This window comes from Streptomyces macrolidinus (genome assembly GCF_023887685.1).
Taxonomy (GTDB): Bacteria; Actinomycetota; Actinomycetes; order Streptomycetales; family Streptomycetaceae; genus Streptomyces; species Streptomyces macrolidinus.
The window spans coordinates 1-14,536 of record NZ_JAMWMR010000045.1 but is presented as its reverse complement, the minus strand read 5'-3'; the positions used below and the strand labels follow the sequence as shown (position 1 = coordinate 14,536).

At 71.6% G+C, this 14,536-nt stretch carries 15 protein-coding genes; 8 read left to right on the top strand and 7 right to left on the bottom strand.

Going from position 1 to position 14,536, the window contains the following annotated elements:
• Positions 1-10: 10 nt before the first annotated feature.
• From NGF19_RS29000 to NGF19_RS28990, 3 genes are all read left to right on the top strand, one after another.
• Positions 11-922: an MBL fold metallo-hydrolase gene (locus tag NGF19_RS29000; RefSeq protein ID WP_252428675.1), complete on the top strand. Its 912-nt coding sequence runs from the start codon at positions 11-13 to the stop codon at positions 920-922.
• A 135-nt stretch (positions 923-1,057) separates the two neighbouring features.
• On the top strand, positions 1,058-2,092 hold the full coding sequence (locus NGF19_RS28995) for a phosphotransferase family protein (RefSeq protein WP_252428673.1): 1,035 nt from the start codon (positions 1,058-1,060) through the stop codon (positions 2,090-2,092).
• Positions 2,093-2,098: 6 nt separating this feature from the next.
• Positions 2,099-3,313, top strand: a complete 1,215-nt coding sequence (locus tag NGF19_RS28990; RefSeq protein WP_252428672.1) for an acyl-CoA dehydrogenase family protein — start codon at positions 2,099-2,101, stop codon at positions 3,311-3,313.
• A gap of 48 nt (positions 3,314-3,361) precedes the next feature.
• On the opposite strand, the gene NGF19_RS28985 is transcribed toward NGF19_RS28990, so the two are convergent.
• Complete coding sequence (locus tag NGF19_RS28985) at positions 3,362-3,955, bottom strand: TetR/AcrR family transcriptional regulator (protein WP_252428670.1); 594 nt, start codon at positions 3,953-3,955, stop codon at positions 3,362-3,364.
• 148 nt (positions 3,956-4,103) lie between these two features.
• Positions 4,104-4,898, bottom strand: coding sequence for an SDR family oxidoreductase (locus NGF19_RS28980; RefSeq protein WP_252428668.1), 795 nt, complete (start codon positions 4,896-4,898; stop codon positions 4,104-4,106).
• A 173-nt stretch (positions 4,899-5,071) separates the two neighbouring features.
• On the opposite strand from NGF19_RS28980, the gene NGF19_RS28975 reads away from it, so the two are divergent.
• Positions 5,072-6,322 carry an exo-beta-N-acetylmuramidase NamZ family protein gene (locus NGF19_RS28975; RefSeq protein WP_252428666.1) on the top strand — a complete coding sequence of 417 codons (1,251 nt, stop codon included), beginning with the start codon at positions 5,072-5,074 and terminating at the stop codon, positions 6,320-6,322.
• A gap of 46 nt (positions 6,323-6,368) precedes the next feature.
• Here NGF19_RS28975 and NGF19_RS28970 read toward each other — a convergent pair whose 3' ends face one another.
• The gene (locus NGF19_RS28970; protein WP_252428664.1) at positions 6,369-9,149 is read right to left on the bottom strand and encodes a penicillin acylase family protein; all 2,781 of its coding nucleotides are present in this window, start codon (positions 9,147-9,149) and stop codon (positions 6,369-6,371) included.
• A 311-nt stretch (positions 9,150-9,460) separates the two neighbouring features.
• On the opposite strand from NGF19_RS28970, the gene NGF19_RS28965 reads away from it, so the two are divergent.
• Positions 9,461-10,063, top strand: a complete 603-nt coding sequence (locus NGF19_RS28965; RefSeq protein ID WP_252428662.1) for a hypothetical protein — start codon at positions 9,461-9,463, stop codon at positions 10,061-10,063.
• 69 nt (positions 10,064-10,132) lie between these two features.
• Here NGF19_RS28965 and NGF19_RS30850 read toward each other — a convergent pair whose 3' ends face one another.
• Together NGF19_RS30850 and soxR are read right to left on the bottom strand one after the other, a co-directional pair.
• A complete protein-coding gene (locus tag NGF19_RS30850) occupies positions 10,133-10,264 on the bottom strand; it encodes a hypothetical protein (RefSeq protein WP_289738394.1) in 132 nt (43 codons plus the stop codon).
• Positions 10,265-10,543: 279 nt separating this feature from the next.
• Positions 10,544-11,065: a redox-sensitive transcriptional activator SoxR gene (soxR, locus tag NGF19_RS28960; protein ID WP_252428660.1), complete on the bottom strand. Its 522-nt coding sequence runs from the start codon at positions 11,063-11,065 to the stop codon at positions 10,544-10,546.
• A gap of 150 nt (positions 11,066-11,215) precedes the next feature.
• Between soxR and NGF19_RS28955 the strand changes: the two genes are divergently transcribed.
• Positions 11,216-11,677: a MaoC family dehydratase gene (locus NGF19_RS28955; protein WP_252428658.1), complete on the top strand. Its 462-nt coding sequence runs from the start codon at positions 11,216-11,218 to the stop codon at positions 11,675-11,677.
• 65 nt (positions 11,678-11,742) lie between these two features.
• Here NGF19_RS28955 and NGF19_RS28950 read toward each other — a convergent pair whose 3' ends face one another.
• A complete protein-coding gene (locus NGF19_RS28950) occupies positions 11,743-12,384 on the bottom strand; it encodes a TetR/AcrR family transcriptional regulator (protein WP_252428656.1) in 642 nt (213 codons plus the stop codon).
• A 73-nt stretch (positions 12,385-12,457) separates the two neighbouring features.
• Positions 12,458-12,745, bottom strand: coding sequence for a YiaA/YiaB family inner membrane protein (locus NGF19_RS28945; RefSeq protein ID WP_252428654.1), 288 nt, complete (start codon positions 12,743-12,745; stop codon positions 12,458-12,460).
• 111 nt (positions 12,746-12,856) lie between these two features.
• Between NGF19_RS28945 and NGF19_RS28940 the strand changes: the two genes are divergently transcribed.
• Together NGF19_RS28940 and NGF19_RS28935 are read left to right on the top strand one after the other, a co-directional pair.
• Entirely contained in the window at positions 12,857-13,507 is a 651-nt protein-coding gene (locus NGF19_RS28940) for a TetR/AcrR family transcriptional regulator (RefSeq protein ID WP_252428652.1), read from the top strand.
• 95 nt (positions 13,508-13,602) lie between these two features.
• Positions 13,603-14,367 (top strand): ArsR/SmtB family transcription factor, encoded by a 765-nt coding sequence (locus NGF19_RS28935; protein WP_252428650.1) that lies wholly within the window; start codon positions 13,603-13,605, stop codon positions 14,365-14,367.
• Positions 14,368-14,536 lie beyond the last annotated feature (169 nt).

Genomic DNA, 14,536 nt, shown 5'->3' with positions numbered 1-14,536 from the left:
GGGAGGTCCCGTGACCGCGGCGAAGCCCTACACGCTCGCACTGGCCGACGACGTGTACGCCTATGTGCAGCCGGACGGCGGCTGGTGTGTGAACAACGCCGGGTTCGTGACCGACGGGACCGCCACGCTCCTGGTGGACACGGCCGCGACCGAGCGCCGTACGCGTGCGCTCGGCGCGGCGATCGCGGCCACCGGGGCGCCCGCGCCGCGGTGGGTCGTCAACACCCACCACCATGGCGACCACACGTACGGCAACGGCTTCTTCGTACCGGCCGCGACGATCGTCTCGCACGCCGACTGCCGCCGGGAGGCCCTGGCCGCCGGGCATCAACTGGCGCTGATCTGGCCGGAGACCGACTACGGGGACGTACGGATCCTGGGCGCCGACCTGACATACCGGGACCGTACGACGGTCCACGTCGGCGCGGTCGACGCCGAGGTGATGCACCCGGGGGTGGCGCACACCGTCGGCGACTCGGTGGTCTGGCTGCCGCACCGGCGCGTGCTGTTCGCCGGCGACCTGGTCTTCGAGGGCGGGACGCCGTTCTTCCTGATGGGCTCGCTCAGCGGCTCGCTGCGGGCGCTGGAGCGGCTGCGCGCGCTGGGCGCGGAGACCGTCGTCCCCGGGCACGGGCCGGTCACCGACCCCTCCGCGTTCGACCGTACGGAGCGCTATCTGCGGTTCGTCGCCGAGGTCGCGCAGCGCGAGCGCGCGGCGGGCCGTACGCCGCTTGAGGCGGCCGAGGCGACGGATCTCGGCGCGTTCGCGGAGCTGCGCGAGAGCGAGCGGCTGGTGGCCGATCTGCACCGCGCGTACGCCGAGTTGGGCGGGCTGCCCGAGGGCGCGCCGCTGGATCCGCTGCCCGCCTTCCGGGACATGGCGGTCCTGAACGGCGGCGAGATGGTGACCAGCCACGCGTGAACCCGGCCATGGGCGGGCCCGAGCCGGTCACGCGTGAGCGCGTGGCGCCGATCACGTTCGCCCTGCGCACTGGACGACATACCGACCGGTCGGCATCATGATGCTGATCCTGTTTCCGTGTACGGAGGAGCATTGATGAGCCCAGAGCACCCACCGGGACTCGATCTCGACCGGCTGCGCGGCCTGCTCGACGCCGAGCGGCCGGGTCTGGTCGGCGGCCCCCTGAGCGGCCGGCTGATCGAGGGCGGGCGGTCGAACCTCACGTACGCCGTCTCGGACGGCGCGGCCACCTGGGTCGTCCGGCGCCCCCCACTCGGCCATGTGCTGGCCACCGCCCATGACATGAAGCGCGAACACCGGGTGCTCAGCGCGCTGCACCCGACGGCCGTGCCCGTGCCGCGCCCGGTGCTGCTGTGCGAGGACGAGTCGGTCCTGGGCGCACCCTTCTACGTGATGGACTTCGTGGCGGGCACCCCGTACCGCACCGCCGACCAGCTCGCCCCGCTGGGCCCGGAGCGCACCCGCGAGGCCGTCCTGTCCCTGGTCGACACCCTCGTCGAGCTGCACGCGGTGGACCCCGCCGAGGTGGGGCTGGCCGACTTCGGGCGGCCCGAGGGCTTCCTCGAGCGCCAACTGCGACGCTGGGGCAAGCAGTTGACAGCCTCCCGAGGCCGCGAGCTGCCCGGCATCGACGAGCTGCACGCCCTGCTCGGAGGCCATCTGCCCACCTCCCCCGCCCCCACCGTCGTCCACGGCGACTACCGCCTGGACAACGTCCTCATCGGCGCGGACGACCAGATCAAGGCGATCCTCGACTGGGAGATGTCCACGCTCGGCGACCCGCTCACCGACCTGGGCCTGCTGGTGATGTACTGCACCCCGCTCGGGATGCCCGACTCGCCCGTGTCCACCACCGCCGAGGCACCCGGACACCCCGCGCCCGCCGAGCTGGTGGAGCGGTACGCCGCGCGCTCGGGGCGCGATGTGGCCGCGCTCTCCTGGTACACGGCGTTCGCGTGGTTCAAGCTCGCCGTGATCCTGGAGGGCATCCACTACCGGTACACCCTCGGTCAGACGGTCGGCCACGGCTTCGACCGCATCGGCGACCTCGTCCCCGTCTTCATCCAGCACGGCCTGGCCACGCTGCGCTCAGGCCTTCAGGAAGGCTGATTCCGCATGGACTTCGCGTTCGACGCGCGCACGGAGGAACTGCGCGCCAAGCTCCTCGCGTTCATGGACGAGTACGTCTACCCGGCCGAGCAACTCGTGGAAGAGCAGCGCGCCCGGCTCGACTCGCCGTGGGAGAACCCTCCCGTGGTGGAGGAGTTGAAGGCCGAGGCGCGCCGCCAGGGCCTGTGGAACCTGTTCCTGCCGGACAGCGAGCACGGTGCCGGGCTGACCAACCTCCAGTACGCGCCGCTCGCCGAAATCACCGGCCGCTCCCCGCAGTTGGCGCCGACCGTCACCAACTGCGCGGCACCGGACACCGGCAACATGGAGGTGCTGGCGCAGTTCGGCGACGAGCGGCAGAAGAAGCAGTGGCTGGAGCCGCTGCTCGCGGGCGAGATCCGCTCGGCGTTCGCGATGACCGAGCCGGAGGTGGCGTCCTCGGACGCCACGAACATCACGACGCGCATCGAGAAGGACGGCGACGAATACGTCATCACGGGGCGCAAGTGGTACATCTCCGGGGCCATGCACCCGGATTGCAAGATCTTCATCGTGATGGGCAAGACCGACCCGGACGGGCCGGACATCCGGCGCCAGCAGTCGATGGTGCTGGTCCCCCGGGACACCCCGGGCGTCACGATCACGCGGGCGATGCAGGTCTTCGGGTACGAGGACCACTTCCACGGCGGGCATGCCGAGGTGGTGTTCGACCAGGCGCGGGTGCCGGTGACGAACCTCATCGGCGAGGAGGGCGGCGGCTTCGCCATCGCCCAGGCCCGTCTCGGTCCCGGCCGTATCCACCACTGCATGCGGCTGATCGGCATGGCAGAGCGGGCGGTCGAGCTGATGTGCCGACGGGCGCTGTCCCGCGAGGCGTTCGGCAAGGCGCTGGCCCAACAGGGCGTGATCCACAACTGGATCGCGGACGCACGGGTCGAGATCGAGCAACTGCGGCTGCTGGTCCTGAAGACGGCCTGGCTGATGGACACCGTCGGCAACAAGGGCGCCCACACCGAGATCCAGGCCATCAAGATCGCCACGCCTCGTACGGTGACGGGCATCCTGGACCGGGCGATCCAGTTGCACGGCGCGGGCGGTGTCGGCCAGGACTTCCCGCTGGCCGAACTGTACGCGGCGGCCCGCACGTTGCGGCTCGCGGACGGCCCGGACGAGGTGCACCAGCGGTCGCTGGCGCGCCGGGAGCTGAAGAAGTACCGCTAGGGCCTGTTGCGCGACGAGGGCCGCATCTCGCGGCCCTCGTCGCCCGGTTCACGGCCGCAGCGCCCGCAGCAGCAGATCGGCCAGGTGGTCGGCGACCTCCTGCGGGCTGAGCGGACCGTCCGGGCGGTACCAGGTGGAGAGGTGGTGGACGGAGCCGAAGTGGTAGTCCACCACCAGGTCCGCCGGGGTGGCCGTGGAGAAGACGCCCTGCTTCTGGCCCTCCTCGATGAGCGCGCGGAAGCGTTCGTGGTAGCGGCGGCGCTCGGCGCGGACCTGCTGGTGCTTCTCCGGGCCGAGGTGGTGCATGGAGCGGAAGAAGATCATCGCGTCGTCGAGGTTGTCGATCGTCGTCACGACGACGTCGGCGGCGGCGTCCCGCAGCCGCTTCTCGACGGGTTCGTCGGCCTGCGCGAAGGCGTCGAGGCGCTCCTGCTGGAGGCGCAGCATGCGCGCGTACACCTCGTGCAGCAGGTCCTCCTTGGAGCCGAAGTAGTGGTACAGCGCCCCCTTGGTGACGCCGGCCGCCTCCACGATCTCCTGGACGGACGTGCGGTCGTAGCCCTGGTCGGCGAAGAGCCGGGTGGCGGCGGCGAGCAGCCGCTGCGGGACGGGGGTGCCGTCGCCCTCCGTGGTCCTGGGCACTGCCGCCACCTGCCTTTCCATGGTCTGTCCTGGATACGGGAACGCGTTCTGTCCTGGATACGGGAACGCGGTTCCCGACGAAGGATCTTCCCACTCGCCGCCGTCGGCGCCCGCGGCAGGCTCCCGGCCGCCGCGGGGGGACGCGCGGTCAGCGGGTCCGCTCCCACTTCTGCTGGATGTGGTTCATGGTCGCCAGCCAGCGGTCGGGGTCGGTGGCCCGCGCCCGGTAGTACTCGGCGACCTCGGGGTGCGGCAGGATCAGGAAGCGGTCCTGCGCCATGCCCTGGAAGAGGGCCTCGGCCACGTCCTCCGGCTCGATCGCGGTCGGCTGGAGCACCAGGTCGCCCGCGCTGCCGGTGGCGGCCAGCATGTCGGTGCGCACGCCCTGCGGGCAGATCGCGTGCACCTTGATCCCGCGGTGGCGGTACGTCAGCGACAGCCACTCGGCGAAGGCGTACGCCCCGTGCTTGGTGACGCTGTAGGGGGCGGCGCCGATCATGGTGAGCAGTCCGGCGGCGGAGACGGTGGAGACGAAGCGACCGCTGCCGCGCTCCAGCCAGTCCGGGAGCAGCGCCTCGGCGGCGCGGACATGGGCCATGACGTTGACGTCCCAGGCCTGCGTCCAGACCGCCTCGCCCGCCGCCTCCGAACCGCCCGACGCGACGCCCGCGTTGGCGCAGTACACGTCCACGGTGCCGCCGAGCGCGTCCCGCGCCTCGGCGACGATCGCCCCCGCGTCGCCCGCGAGCGCGATGCCGCCGATCTCCTCGGCGACCGCCTTCGCCTTCCCGGCGTCGAGGTCGTTGACGACGACCCGGGCCCCCTCGGCGGCGAACCGGCGGGCCAGCGCGGCGCCGATCCCGCTCCCGGCCCCGGTGACCACCACTGCCGCATCCCGAACGGCCTTCGCTTCCACCCTCGGCCTCCTCCGACGCCACGACATCCGACAGCGCAGACTAACCGGTCGGTATGGCGTGGGGAAGGGAGAGCCGTGAGGGTCCCGCGCGGGCGATCCGACACCGGTGCGGCGCGTTCCGGTCCGACGCGTTCCGTGTCGCCCCGGCGCACGCTAGCGTGCGTGGGCATGACACGTGCCGAGATCACGGAGGTCACCGTATGAAGCTGTCCAGACGGAGCCTGCTCGCCACCACGGCCGCCGCGGCCTGGGCCTCGACGGTCCCGGTCGCCGAGGCCCAGGCGGCGCCCGAGGAGCGCGGCGGGCCGCTGCGGACCGGCTTCGAGCGCCTGGTGGCCGACGGGTACGCGCCACTCGCCGGTCAGCGGGTCGGCGTCGTCACCAACCCGACCGGCATCACCCGGGACGTACGCCACATCGTGGACGTCATGCACGCCGACCGCCGGGTGAACCTGGTCGCCGTGTTCGGCCCGGAGCACGGCTTCCGTGGCACCGCGCAGGCGGGCGGATCCGAGGGCCGCTACGACGACCCGGCCACCGGGCTGCCCGTGTACGACACGTACCTCAAGAGCGGGCAGCCGCTCGCCGACGTCTTCACCGCCTCCGGTGTGGACACGGTCGTCTTCGACATCCAGGACGCGGGCGCCCGCTTCTACACGTACATCTGGACGCTCTACGACTGCATGGAGGCCGCCGCGCTGGCCGGCAAGCGGTTCGTGGTCCTCGACCGCCCGAACCCGATGACCGGCCGGGAGGCCCTCGGCCCGGTGCTGCACCCGGAGTTCGCGACGTTCGTCGGACGGCAGCCGATCTCCCAGGCGCACGGCATGACGGTCGCCGAGCTGGCGCGGCTGTTCAACGGGGAGTTCCTGACCAAGCCGGTGCGGCTGGAGACCGTACTGATGACCGGCTGGAGCAGGTCGCAGTTCTACGACGCCTCCGGGCTGCCCTGGGTGCCGCCGAGCCCCAACATGCCGACTCCGGACACCGCGCTCGTCTACTCCGGCACCTGTCTGTTCGAAGGCACCAACCTGTCGGAGGGCCGTGGCACCACCCGGCCCTTCGAACTGCTCGGCGCCGAGGGCATCGACGGCCGCTGGGCCGAGGCCGCGAACACGCTCGGGCTGCCGGGCGTGCGCTTCCGGGAGGCCTACTTCGCGCCCACCTTCTCCAAGTTCCAGGGCGTCACGGTCGGCGGCGTACAACTCCACGTCCACGACCGGGCTGCCTTCGACCCCGTACGGACCGGGGTCGGGCTGCTCGTCACCGCCAAACAGGTCTGGAGCGACTTCGCCTGGCGCTCCGACAACTGGATCGACAAGCTGACCGGGTCCACGCGCGTGCGCACGATGATCGACACGGGCGCCGACACCGACGCGGTGGTGGCGGGCTGGCGGCAGGAACTCGCCGCGTTCCGGAAGGTCCGCAAGGGCTACCTGCTCTACAAGTGAGCCACGGCGGCGGGCCTGCTCGCGTGTCGGCCCGCCGCCGGACGGCTCACCGGTGCGAGGTGTACTCCACCACCTGCTGGTAGGTGGGCCGGTTCTGCCAACTGATCTTGCCGTGCTTGATACCGCCGAGCGCGCGCTGGGCGATCGAGTCCGCGCACCACTGGTCACCCGCCGAGCACTGGTCGTCGCCCGGGTAGACCTGGGCCGCCGGGGTGCCCGCCGCCTGCTTCAGCGTGCTGATCAGCATGTCCCGGCAGGCGCCGAGGTTCCCTCCGCCGCAGTACGTCTGCGCGAGGGGGCCCTGCACCGGCTCGCCGAGGACCGCGCGGATGTCCTTGTCGACATAGCTCCACCAGCCGTACTGGAAGGCGCTACCGGCGTGCGAGCCGGTCGCCCCGTGCCCGGCCGACGGGGACTCGTCGACCGGCAGGTTCGCGGTGAACGCCGTGTACAGGTCGCTGCCGAGACGGGGCTCGAACTCGCCCTTCACCAGCAGCGGCCACCAGGCGTCGAGGATGCGGACGGCGTCGGCGTTCGCGTAGGCCTTGGAGCCCGCCGAGGTCTCGGTGCGCCGGGCGCCCGCGGCCACCCAGGCCTGGAGCTTGCTCACCGCCGCGGCTGCCGTGGGGTCGGTGACCTGTGAACTGCCGATCACCTTCAGCAGATTGGGCAGTACGTCCTCGGCGCGCAGGTCCGCGAGGGCCGCGTCCGCCATCGCCCGGGTCAGCGAGGCGCGGGTCACCCCGCCCGCCGTGACCAGCGCCTTCACCCGGTCCTCCAGCAGATCACCGCGGTGCACGGAGCCCTCGCCCCAGGGCGCGGCCGTGTAGTCCTTGGCCTGCTTGTTGTTCCAGGAGATGTAGTAGTCCTGGTCGATGGAGTTCGGGTGGGCCGAAGTCGGCGTGTAGTCGGCGGTGTTGGTGGCCGGGTCCCAGTTCTTCCACTCGTACGCCGACTGCGCCCACACGGGGAACTCGGCGTCGACGCCGTTCGCGCGTACCGGGTTGTCGCCGCTGTTGTAGTACGCGGTGTGCTGCGCGTCGGCGTAGAACCAGTTGAACGTGAAGTTGATGTGCTGCGTGGCCTTCTGGAAGTCCTGCGGGCCCTTGACGGCGTCCGGGTCGTTGAGCATCTGGAAGCCGATGATGGAGTCGACCTCGTGCCGGTAGGAGGAGCGCAGGGTGGTGTAGGCGACCTTCTTGCCGCCGACGGTCGCGCGGTACTGCACCGGGCCGTACTTCGTGCGCCAGACGCGCATCGTGTACGAGCCCGCCGCGGTGCCGTCGGCGAGGGTCGGCTTCCAGGAGTTGGCCTGCTCGACCTTGTCCATGGCCGTGCACGTGCCGTGGTACAGGTAGTGGACGTCGTCCTGGCACAGCTCGACGGCGTAGGTGTCGATGATGTCCTGGCCGGAGGTCGTGGCGCTCCACGAGTAGTCCTGGCCGCGGCCGAGTTCGACGTACATGCTCAAGCCCGCGAAGGAGGCGCCACGAGCGCTGATGCCCGGCCCCTGGATCTCCTGGAGCAGCAGCAACTGCGGGGCGAAGTAGCCGGTCTGCGGGCCGAAGACGGCGACGGGGTGGCCGCTCGCGGTGTGCGCACCGCTGACGACCAGGGCGTTGGACATGCCGCGCCGGGCCGAGGACACGGCCGCCTTCGCCGCCGTGGTGGCCGCGCCCTTCGCGGCCGAACCGGTCGCGCTGCCCGTGCGGTCGTGGACCAGCGGCTCCTGGGTCACCGAGCCGGGGTCGGGCAGGGCCTCGCCCTGCGCGGTGGCCGGCTTCGCGGCGTACGGGAAGCTCTGGCCGTCGTGGAGGGTGAGGACGGCCTCGGGGTCGTTGCGCTCGCGGAAGGACTCCCAGACCCGGGTGCCCTCCTGGACGCCGTACTCGGCCTGCGCGGCCAGCAGCGAGAGCGCGTTGGTCACCTCGCCGCCCCCGCCGGAGCCGAACAGCGAGCCGATCACGGAGGACAGGGCGACCAGGTCGGTTGCCTTGAAGTGCTCGATGGTCCCGGCGTTGGTGATCGGGTCCTTGTGGCCGGTCAGGTCGTACTCGCCGGGGAAGTAGCGGCCCGCGTCGGAGGCGTCGATATAGGCGTTGATCCCGGCGAGATAGGCGTCCACGTCGGCGAGTGCCTGCCGGCCGCGCGCGCCGCCCTTGGCCACCGCGGTATCGATCTGTGCCTGGAGGTCGGCCTCGGTGTAGGGCGCGCTGCGGTAGAACTGCTGCTCGAGGCCCTGGTTGGCGGGGGCGCCGCCCGCGAAGGACGTCAACTGGCCGCGCCCCACGTGCCGGAAGACGTCCATGAGCCACAACCGGTCCTCGGCGGCGGCGTATCCGGCGCCGAACTCGGTGCCGTAGCGGGTGGTGCCCGTGATGTGCGGCACCCCGGACTTCTTGTCGCGCACGATCGTGACGTCGCCGCGCCCGGCGGGCTTCTCGGTGGAGGCGACCTGGTCCGAGGGGACGCCGAACGAGGCGTCGTTGAAGAAGCTGTTGATCTTGTCGTCGGTGAGCGTCGGGTAGCCCTTGGCCAGGTCGGCGTAGGGGCCGAGCTGGTCCTCCGCGTGCGCGGGCTGGGTCCCGAAGGCCTGGTTGAGCAGGATCTCGGCGAGGGTGGCGTTGCCGTTCTCGCCTGGCGGCAGGATGTCCGAGCACTGGCCGCCGCAGTGGTCGTCGGCGGTCGCCGCCCGAGCGGCGCCCGCGGTGACCGGGGACAGCAGACCGGCGACGAGCGCGCATATCGACGCGGCCTTGAGGAACTTGGGGAATCGGCGGGGAGTTCTCAGGGTGTCGAGTGTGGTACCTGGGGTGCGCCGTGGCATGGCAGCTCCTCCGGACGATGGTGGGCCGGACGTTACCGCCGGTATCACCGCGAGTGAAGATGAACATGCGTCAACTATTCGTGGATTCGGTGCAGTTCACGTGGGCGCCGGGTCCCGGCGGGGAACGGCGGCGCGGGGAAGGCGCCGCGCACGGCTCGGAGGGTGGCTCATGACGGTCGTCGGACGTCGAGTGCGGGCATCGGGGACCGGATGGAGCCGAATCGCGTGTCGATACGTCTATTCGGCGACGTCCCTACGACGACGCCGAAGTGACCGCAGTTCAGATGCAGGTGTGACGGAGGTGCAGGGCGATGGCCGGTTTCCGGAGTCTGGCGAGACAGGTGCGAGATCCGCGGTGCGATCTGGCACTGCGACGCTATTCACTGCGCAAGTGCCTTGAGAAGTTCGCCCCTTACGGGCATCGGGCGACGTGGGACCATCTGTGCTCCCGGGCCGGGTTCGGACCCGAGGACCGCTCCCCCGACCCGGCGCGGCTCGTGGCCGCGCTGGAGGAGCTGGAGGAGGCCCGCTCCGTCTGGTTGGACTACGAGGCGGAGTTCACGAAGCGGCGCAGGAAGGAGAAGCAGGAGGGACTGCGCAGGCCGGGCAGTGTGGACGACTGGCACCGGCTGACCTGGGGCGGCTTCGGGATCGCCTGGTGCGACGACCCGTCCGTCCATCCTCATGAACCACTGGCCGAGGTACTGCGCCGGCTCATCGCCGCGCTGGAGCGGCAGCCGGGCTCGACCTGCCCGGTGTGCGCCGGTGACCACCTCGTCTGGCGGTACGACCTGGCACGCGAGCCCTCCTCGGGCCCGGTCTGCGTGGACTGCGGCATCGTGGTCCCACGCCCGGTCCTCACACCGGGGGCACTGGCGGAGGCCAGGCGGGCACGACTGCTGGTGTCGGCCTGAACCGGGCCGACACGGGGGGTGCGTGGGGGAACCGTACCCCCTCTGTCGTGCGCTGACAGGGGCCTTGGATCAGTGCAGGAGGTCCCAGCGCCGCTCCTGAGGGAAGGCGAGGACGGCCGCCTGCTCGGCGAGACGGGGCTCGCCCTGGGCGCGGAGACGGTCGGGCGCGTGGCGGGCGAGCCATGGCTGGAGCTCCTCCACCGCCGTGTCATCGGCCCTCGCGCACCAACAGGAACGCCTCGATGGCACGCGCCTGCGGTGCGGGGCCAGGAACGCCAGTCCACCCAACTCAGCCTGTGGTCGCCCCGGCCGACGCCCTCCAGGCTGCCGTCCGCCATGGCCCGCGCGCTCTGCGGCAGCAGTCGGCGCGCGCTTGAGAACAAGAGAGTTCGTCCTGTCAGGGCTCCGTGCGCGACGTTGCCGTCGGCCGAAGAGGGCGACGTTACCAGCCCTCTGTCCGCCGGGGGCGCGCGGGCCCGTTCAGCGGCAGCATCCGGTCGCCTCCTCCTGCTCCCCGCGCTCCTGGGCACGGGCGCGGCGGCCCTTGCCGCGGTTCACCAGCAGCCGTGAGCCCGAGCTCTGTTCGCCGAAGATGTCGTCGGGGTTGGACAGGACGCAGGTCTCCAGGGACAGGCAGCCGCAGCCGATGCAGTCCGTGAGGTGGTCGCGCAGGCGGCTCAACTGGCTGATGCGCTCGTCCAGTTCGGAGCGCCAGGCCTCGGAGAGCCGGGCCCAGTCCTCCTTGGTCGGGGTGCGCTCCTCGGGGAGCCGGGCCAGCGCCTCGCGGATGGTGGCCAGGGGGATGCCGACGCGCTGCGCGGCGCGGACGAAGGCGACCCGGCGCAGCGCGTCCCGCTGGTAGCGGCGCTGGTTGCCCGCGGTGCGGCGGCTGCTGATCAGCCCCTTGGCCTCGTAGAAGTGCAGGGCGGAGACGGCGACTCCGCTGCGGGCCGACAGTTGGCCGACGGTCAACTCATGGATCTTCTCGGGGATCTTGGGCATCCACCGAGCCTACCCACGGCGGCGCGGGCCCGGTCCGTTGACAGGCCTCCGCCATCCGACCATGCTAAGCAGTTGCTTAGACATCGTTCAGACATCGTTCTTGGACACGGTTCCAGACAGAGCGACTTCATGAGGCGAAAGGCCGGGGACATGGCAGAGCCGAGGACGTTCGCATCCGCCGACGAGCTGAAGGCGGCGGTGGGCGAACAACTGGGGTACAGCGACTGGCTGGAGATCGACCAGAAGCGGATCGACCTGTTCGCGGACGCCACAGGCGATCACCAGTGGATCCATGTGGACCCGGAGAAGGCGGCGAGCGGCCCCTTCGGCACGACCATCGCCCACGGCTATCTCACCCTGTCGCTGCTCCCGCTGTTCGGGCCGCAGCTCATCGATGTCGAGGGCGTGCGGATGGGCGTCAACTACGGGACGAACAAGGTCCGTTTCCCCGCCCCGGTCCCCGTCGGCTCCCGGCTGCGCTCCACCGCGACGATCACCGGTGTCGAGGACGTGCCGGGCGGGGTGCAGATGACCCTCGCCTACGTCGTGGAGCGGGAGGGCGGCGACAAGCCGGTCTGTGTGGCCGAGTCGGTGGTCCGCTACTCGTTCTGAGCGGGACGCGTCCTACGTTCCTGAGCGGGGCGCGTCCTACGTTCCTGAGCGGGATGCGTCCTGCTTCACGCCGGGCGGGACGCGTCCTGCTTCGCGCCCACCATCCGCAGGACGAGGTCGGCGTAGAGCGCGCCGACCTCGTCGGGGGTCCGGGGGCCGTCGGCGCTGAACCAGCGGGCGACGTCGATACACAGGGACAGCACCGCGAGGGTGGTGCCCCGGACGTCCGGCACGTCGAACTCGCCGGACGCCACGCCGTCCTCGATGATCCCGCGCACCTCGGCGTCGACCTGGCGGCGCAGTCCGCGGATCTCGGCCCAGGCCTCCGGGCCGAGCGCGTCCAGTTCGTACTGCACGACCCGGGCGACCGTGTGCTGCGCGGCGTGCCAGCACACGAACGAACGCACCGCCTCGGCCAGCCGCTCGGCGGCGGTGCCCGCGCCGCGCGCCGCCGTGTTCAGCACCTCCAGGGCCTTCTCGTGGCCGACCCGGCTGATGCGGTGGAGCAGTTCTTCCTTGGTCTTGTAGTGGATGTAGAGCGCGGCCGGGCTCATGCCCGCCCGGCCCGCGATGTCGCGCGTCGTCGTCGCGTGGTAGCCGCGCTCGGCGAAGGCCTCCACGGCGGCGACGAGCAGCCGCCGGGCCGCGTCAGGGGTGACCTCGGCCCATGGCTGCGCCTCGCCGTCCGACTCCCGCGCCCCACTCATCGCTCATTCGCCCCTTCTCACCGGCAGGGGTCAACCATACCGCCGAAGCTGAGCGGGCGCTTAGCCCGGCTGGTCACAGCTTCTCGAAGGGGTCGTGCGCCGCGAGCAGCTTCTCCACCCGGGCCTGATCGACCCGGCTGACGATCTGGCCCGCCTCCTGGCGGTCCCTGATCACCTTGGCGAGCGTGAACGCGGAGGTGACCAGATACAGGACGGCGATGGCCAGGAACCCCCGCACCCACGCACTGGCGTCCAGCCGGACGATACCGATGGCGGTCGCGGCCATGGCCACCGAGAAGGACGCGACGGCCTGCCCGTAGAACGCCGCCGTGCTCTGTTGCTTGACCGGTGTCTCACTCATGGGACCAGCCTCGCCGGACGTGGCCCGCGCCACATCCGCCCAGGTACTCAGTACAGATACTCAGAAGCCCGGCGGCGCCGGGTATCCGCCCGCCGCCCTACGATGTCCGCCATGGCCCGACCCCGCAAGCCCCTCCTCAGTACCGACCGCATCGTCGCCGCGGCACGGACGCTGGTGGACGCGGAGGGGCTCGCGGCCGTCTCCACCCGCCGCCTCGCCGCCGAACTCGGGGTCAGCGGCCCGTCCCTCTACAACCACTTCCGCACCAAGGACCAGATCCTGGAGGCGGTCGCGGACTCGGTGAGCGCCCAGGTCGACCTGTCGATGTTCGCGGACGGCCGCGACTGGCGGACCGCGCTGCACGACTGGGCGCTCTCCTACCGCACCGCGCTGCGCGACCACCCGAACATCGTGCCCGTACTGGCCCGCGGGCCCGGCCGCCGTCCGGCCGCGCTGCGGCTCGCGGACGCCGTGTACGGGGCGATGGTCGAGGCGGGCTGGCCACCCGCGCAGGCCACCTCCATCGGCGCGTTGATGCGCTACTTCGTCATGGGGTCCGCGCTCGGTTCGTTCGCGGGCGGGTTCGTGGACGACGAGACGGCGTACGACCCGGCCGACTACCCCCACCTCGGGCAGGCCCACCGCCTCGCCGAGCGGCAGGAACGGGTCGACGAACGGGCCTTCGAGACGGGGCTGACGGCGCTGCTGGACGGGCTGGAGCGGCAGTACGAACTGCTGCACGAGGACGACGAGGACCGGTAGCGGGCCGCGCGCTTCGGTCCTCGTACTTCGGCCGCCGCACTTCGGTCCCCATACTTCGGTCGTCGTCGAAGTGTCCGTGCCTCATGCTGGGGTGCATGACCACCAGGAACGCGGGGCGGGCGCGGCCCAGGGGCTCTCAGGCGCCGGGGCTCGCCGCGCTGGCCGCTCTGATCGCCGACGAGACACGGGCCACCTGTCTGCTGGCGCTGCTGGACGGACGGGCATGGACCGCCGGGGAGTTGGCGCGGTACGCGGGCGTCGCCGCGTCGACGCTGAGCGAGCATCTGGGCAAGCTGGTCGCGGGCGGGCTGCTGGCCGAGGAGCGGCAGGGGCGGCACCGCTATGTGCGGCTGGCCGACGCGCGGGTCGCTCAGTTGATCGAGGATATGGCCGCACAGCTTCCGCCGGACGCCGAGGCGGAGCGCCCGCGCAGTCTGCGGGAGTCGAGCGCGGGGTCAGCGATGGCCCGGGGCCGTACCTGCTACGACCATCTCGCCGGGCGACTCGGCACCACGCTGACCGACGCGCTGACCGCCCACGGCCTGCTGACGAGCGAGGCGACGCCCGAACAGGCGGGCGCAGGCAGTCGGTTCGCGCTCACCGACGCGGGCCTGAGCTGGTTCGAGGCCACCGGGATCGTCCTCGACCGCAAGGGCCGCCGCCCGCTGGCCCGCGCCTGCCTGGACTGGACCGAGCGCCGCCCCCATCTCGCGGGCGCCGCAGGCTCGGCCCTGTGCCGTCACGCCCTGGACGCGGGCTGGTGCGTCCCTATCGGCTCCGAGCGAGCCGTGAAGATCACGACGGCGGGCGAACGCGCGCTGTCGGAGCTGCTGGGGATCGAGGCGGGGGCGCTGCGCTGATCCCGACCGACCCGTGATCCCGCCGGGCCGGTGTGCCGTCGCCCCGGTCGTCGGTGGTGACGACCGGGGCGGGTTCCGTCGTGTACGGCGGGTGGGGGATCAGAACTCGTCGGCGCCGTTGCGCAGTTCGTCCGTCCATTGACTTGCTCCTCGGGCTGAAGCCCGGGGA

What these genes read in the sequence shown, in the direction of transcription:
- NGF19_RS28995 (WP_252428673.1), top strand. Translation starts at nt 1,058, where the DNA reads ATGAGCCCAGAGCACCCACCGGGACTCGATCTCGACCGGCTGCGCGGC.
- NGF19_RS28990 (WP_252428672.1), top strand. Translation starts at nt 2,099, where the DNA reads ATGGACTTCGCGTTCGACGCGCGCACGGAGGAACTGCGCGCCAAGCTC.
- NGF19_RS28980 (WP_252428668.1), bottom strand. Translation starts at nt 4,898, where the DNA reads ATGTCGTGGCGTCGGAGGAGGCCGAGGGTGGAAGCGAAGGCCGTTCGG.
- NGF19_RS28975 (WP_252428666.1), top strand. Translation starts at nt 5,072, where the DNA reads ATGAAGCTGTCCAGACGGAGCCTGCTCGCCACCACGGCCGCCGCGGCC.
- NGF19_RS28970 (WP_252428664.1), bottom strand. Translation starts at nt 9,149, where the DNA reads ATGCCACGGCGCACCCCAGGTACCACACTCGACACCCTGAGAACTCCC.
- NGF19_RS28965 (WP_252428662.1), top strand. Translation starts at nt 9,461, where the DNA reads ATGGCCGGTTTCCGGAGTCTGGCGAGACAGGTGCGAGATCCGCGGTGC.
- soxR (WP_252428660.1), bottom strand. Translation starts at nt 11,065, where the DNA reads ATGCCCAAGATCCCCGAGAAGATCCATGAGTTGACCGTCGGCCAACTG.
- NGF19_RS28955 (WP_252428658.1), top strand. Translation starts at nt 11,216, where the DNA reads ATGGCAGAGCCGAGGACGTTCGCATCCGCCGACGAGCTGAAGGCGGCG.
- NGF19_RS28950 (WP_252428656.1), bottom strand. Translation starts at nt 12,384, where the DNA reads ATGAGTGGGGCGCGGGAGTCGGACGGCGAGGCGCAGCCATGGGCCGAG.
- NGF19_RS28945 (WP_252428654.1), bottom strand. Translation starts at nt 12,745, where the DNA reads ATGAGTGAGACACCGGTCAAGCAACAGAGCACGGCGGCGTTCTACGGG.
- NGF19_RS28940 (WP_252428652.1), top strand. Translation starts at nt 12,857, where the DNA reads ATGGCCCGACCCCGCAAGCCCCTCCTCAGTACCGACCGCATCGTCGCC.
- NGF19_RS28935 (WP_252428650.1), top strand. Translation starts at nt 13,603, where the DNA reads ATGACCACCAGGAACGCGGGGCGGGCGCGGCCCAGGGGCTCTCAGGCG.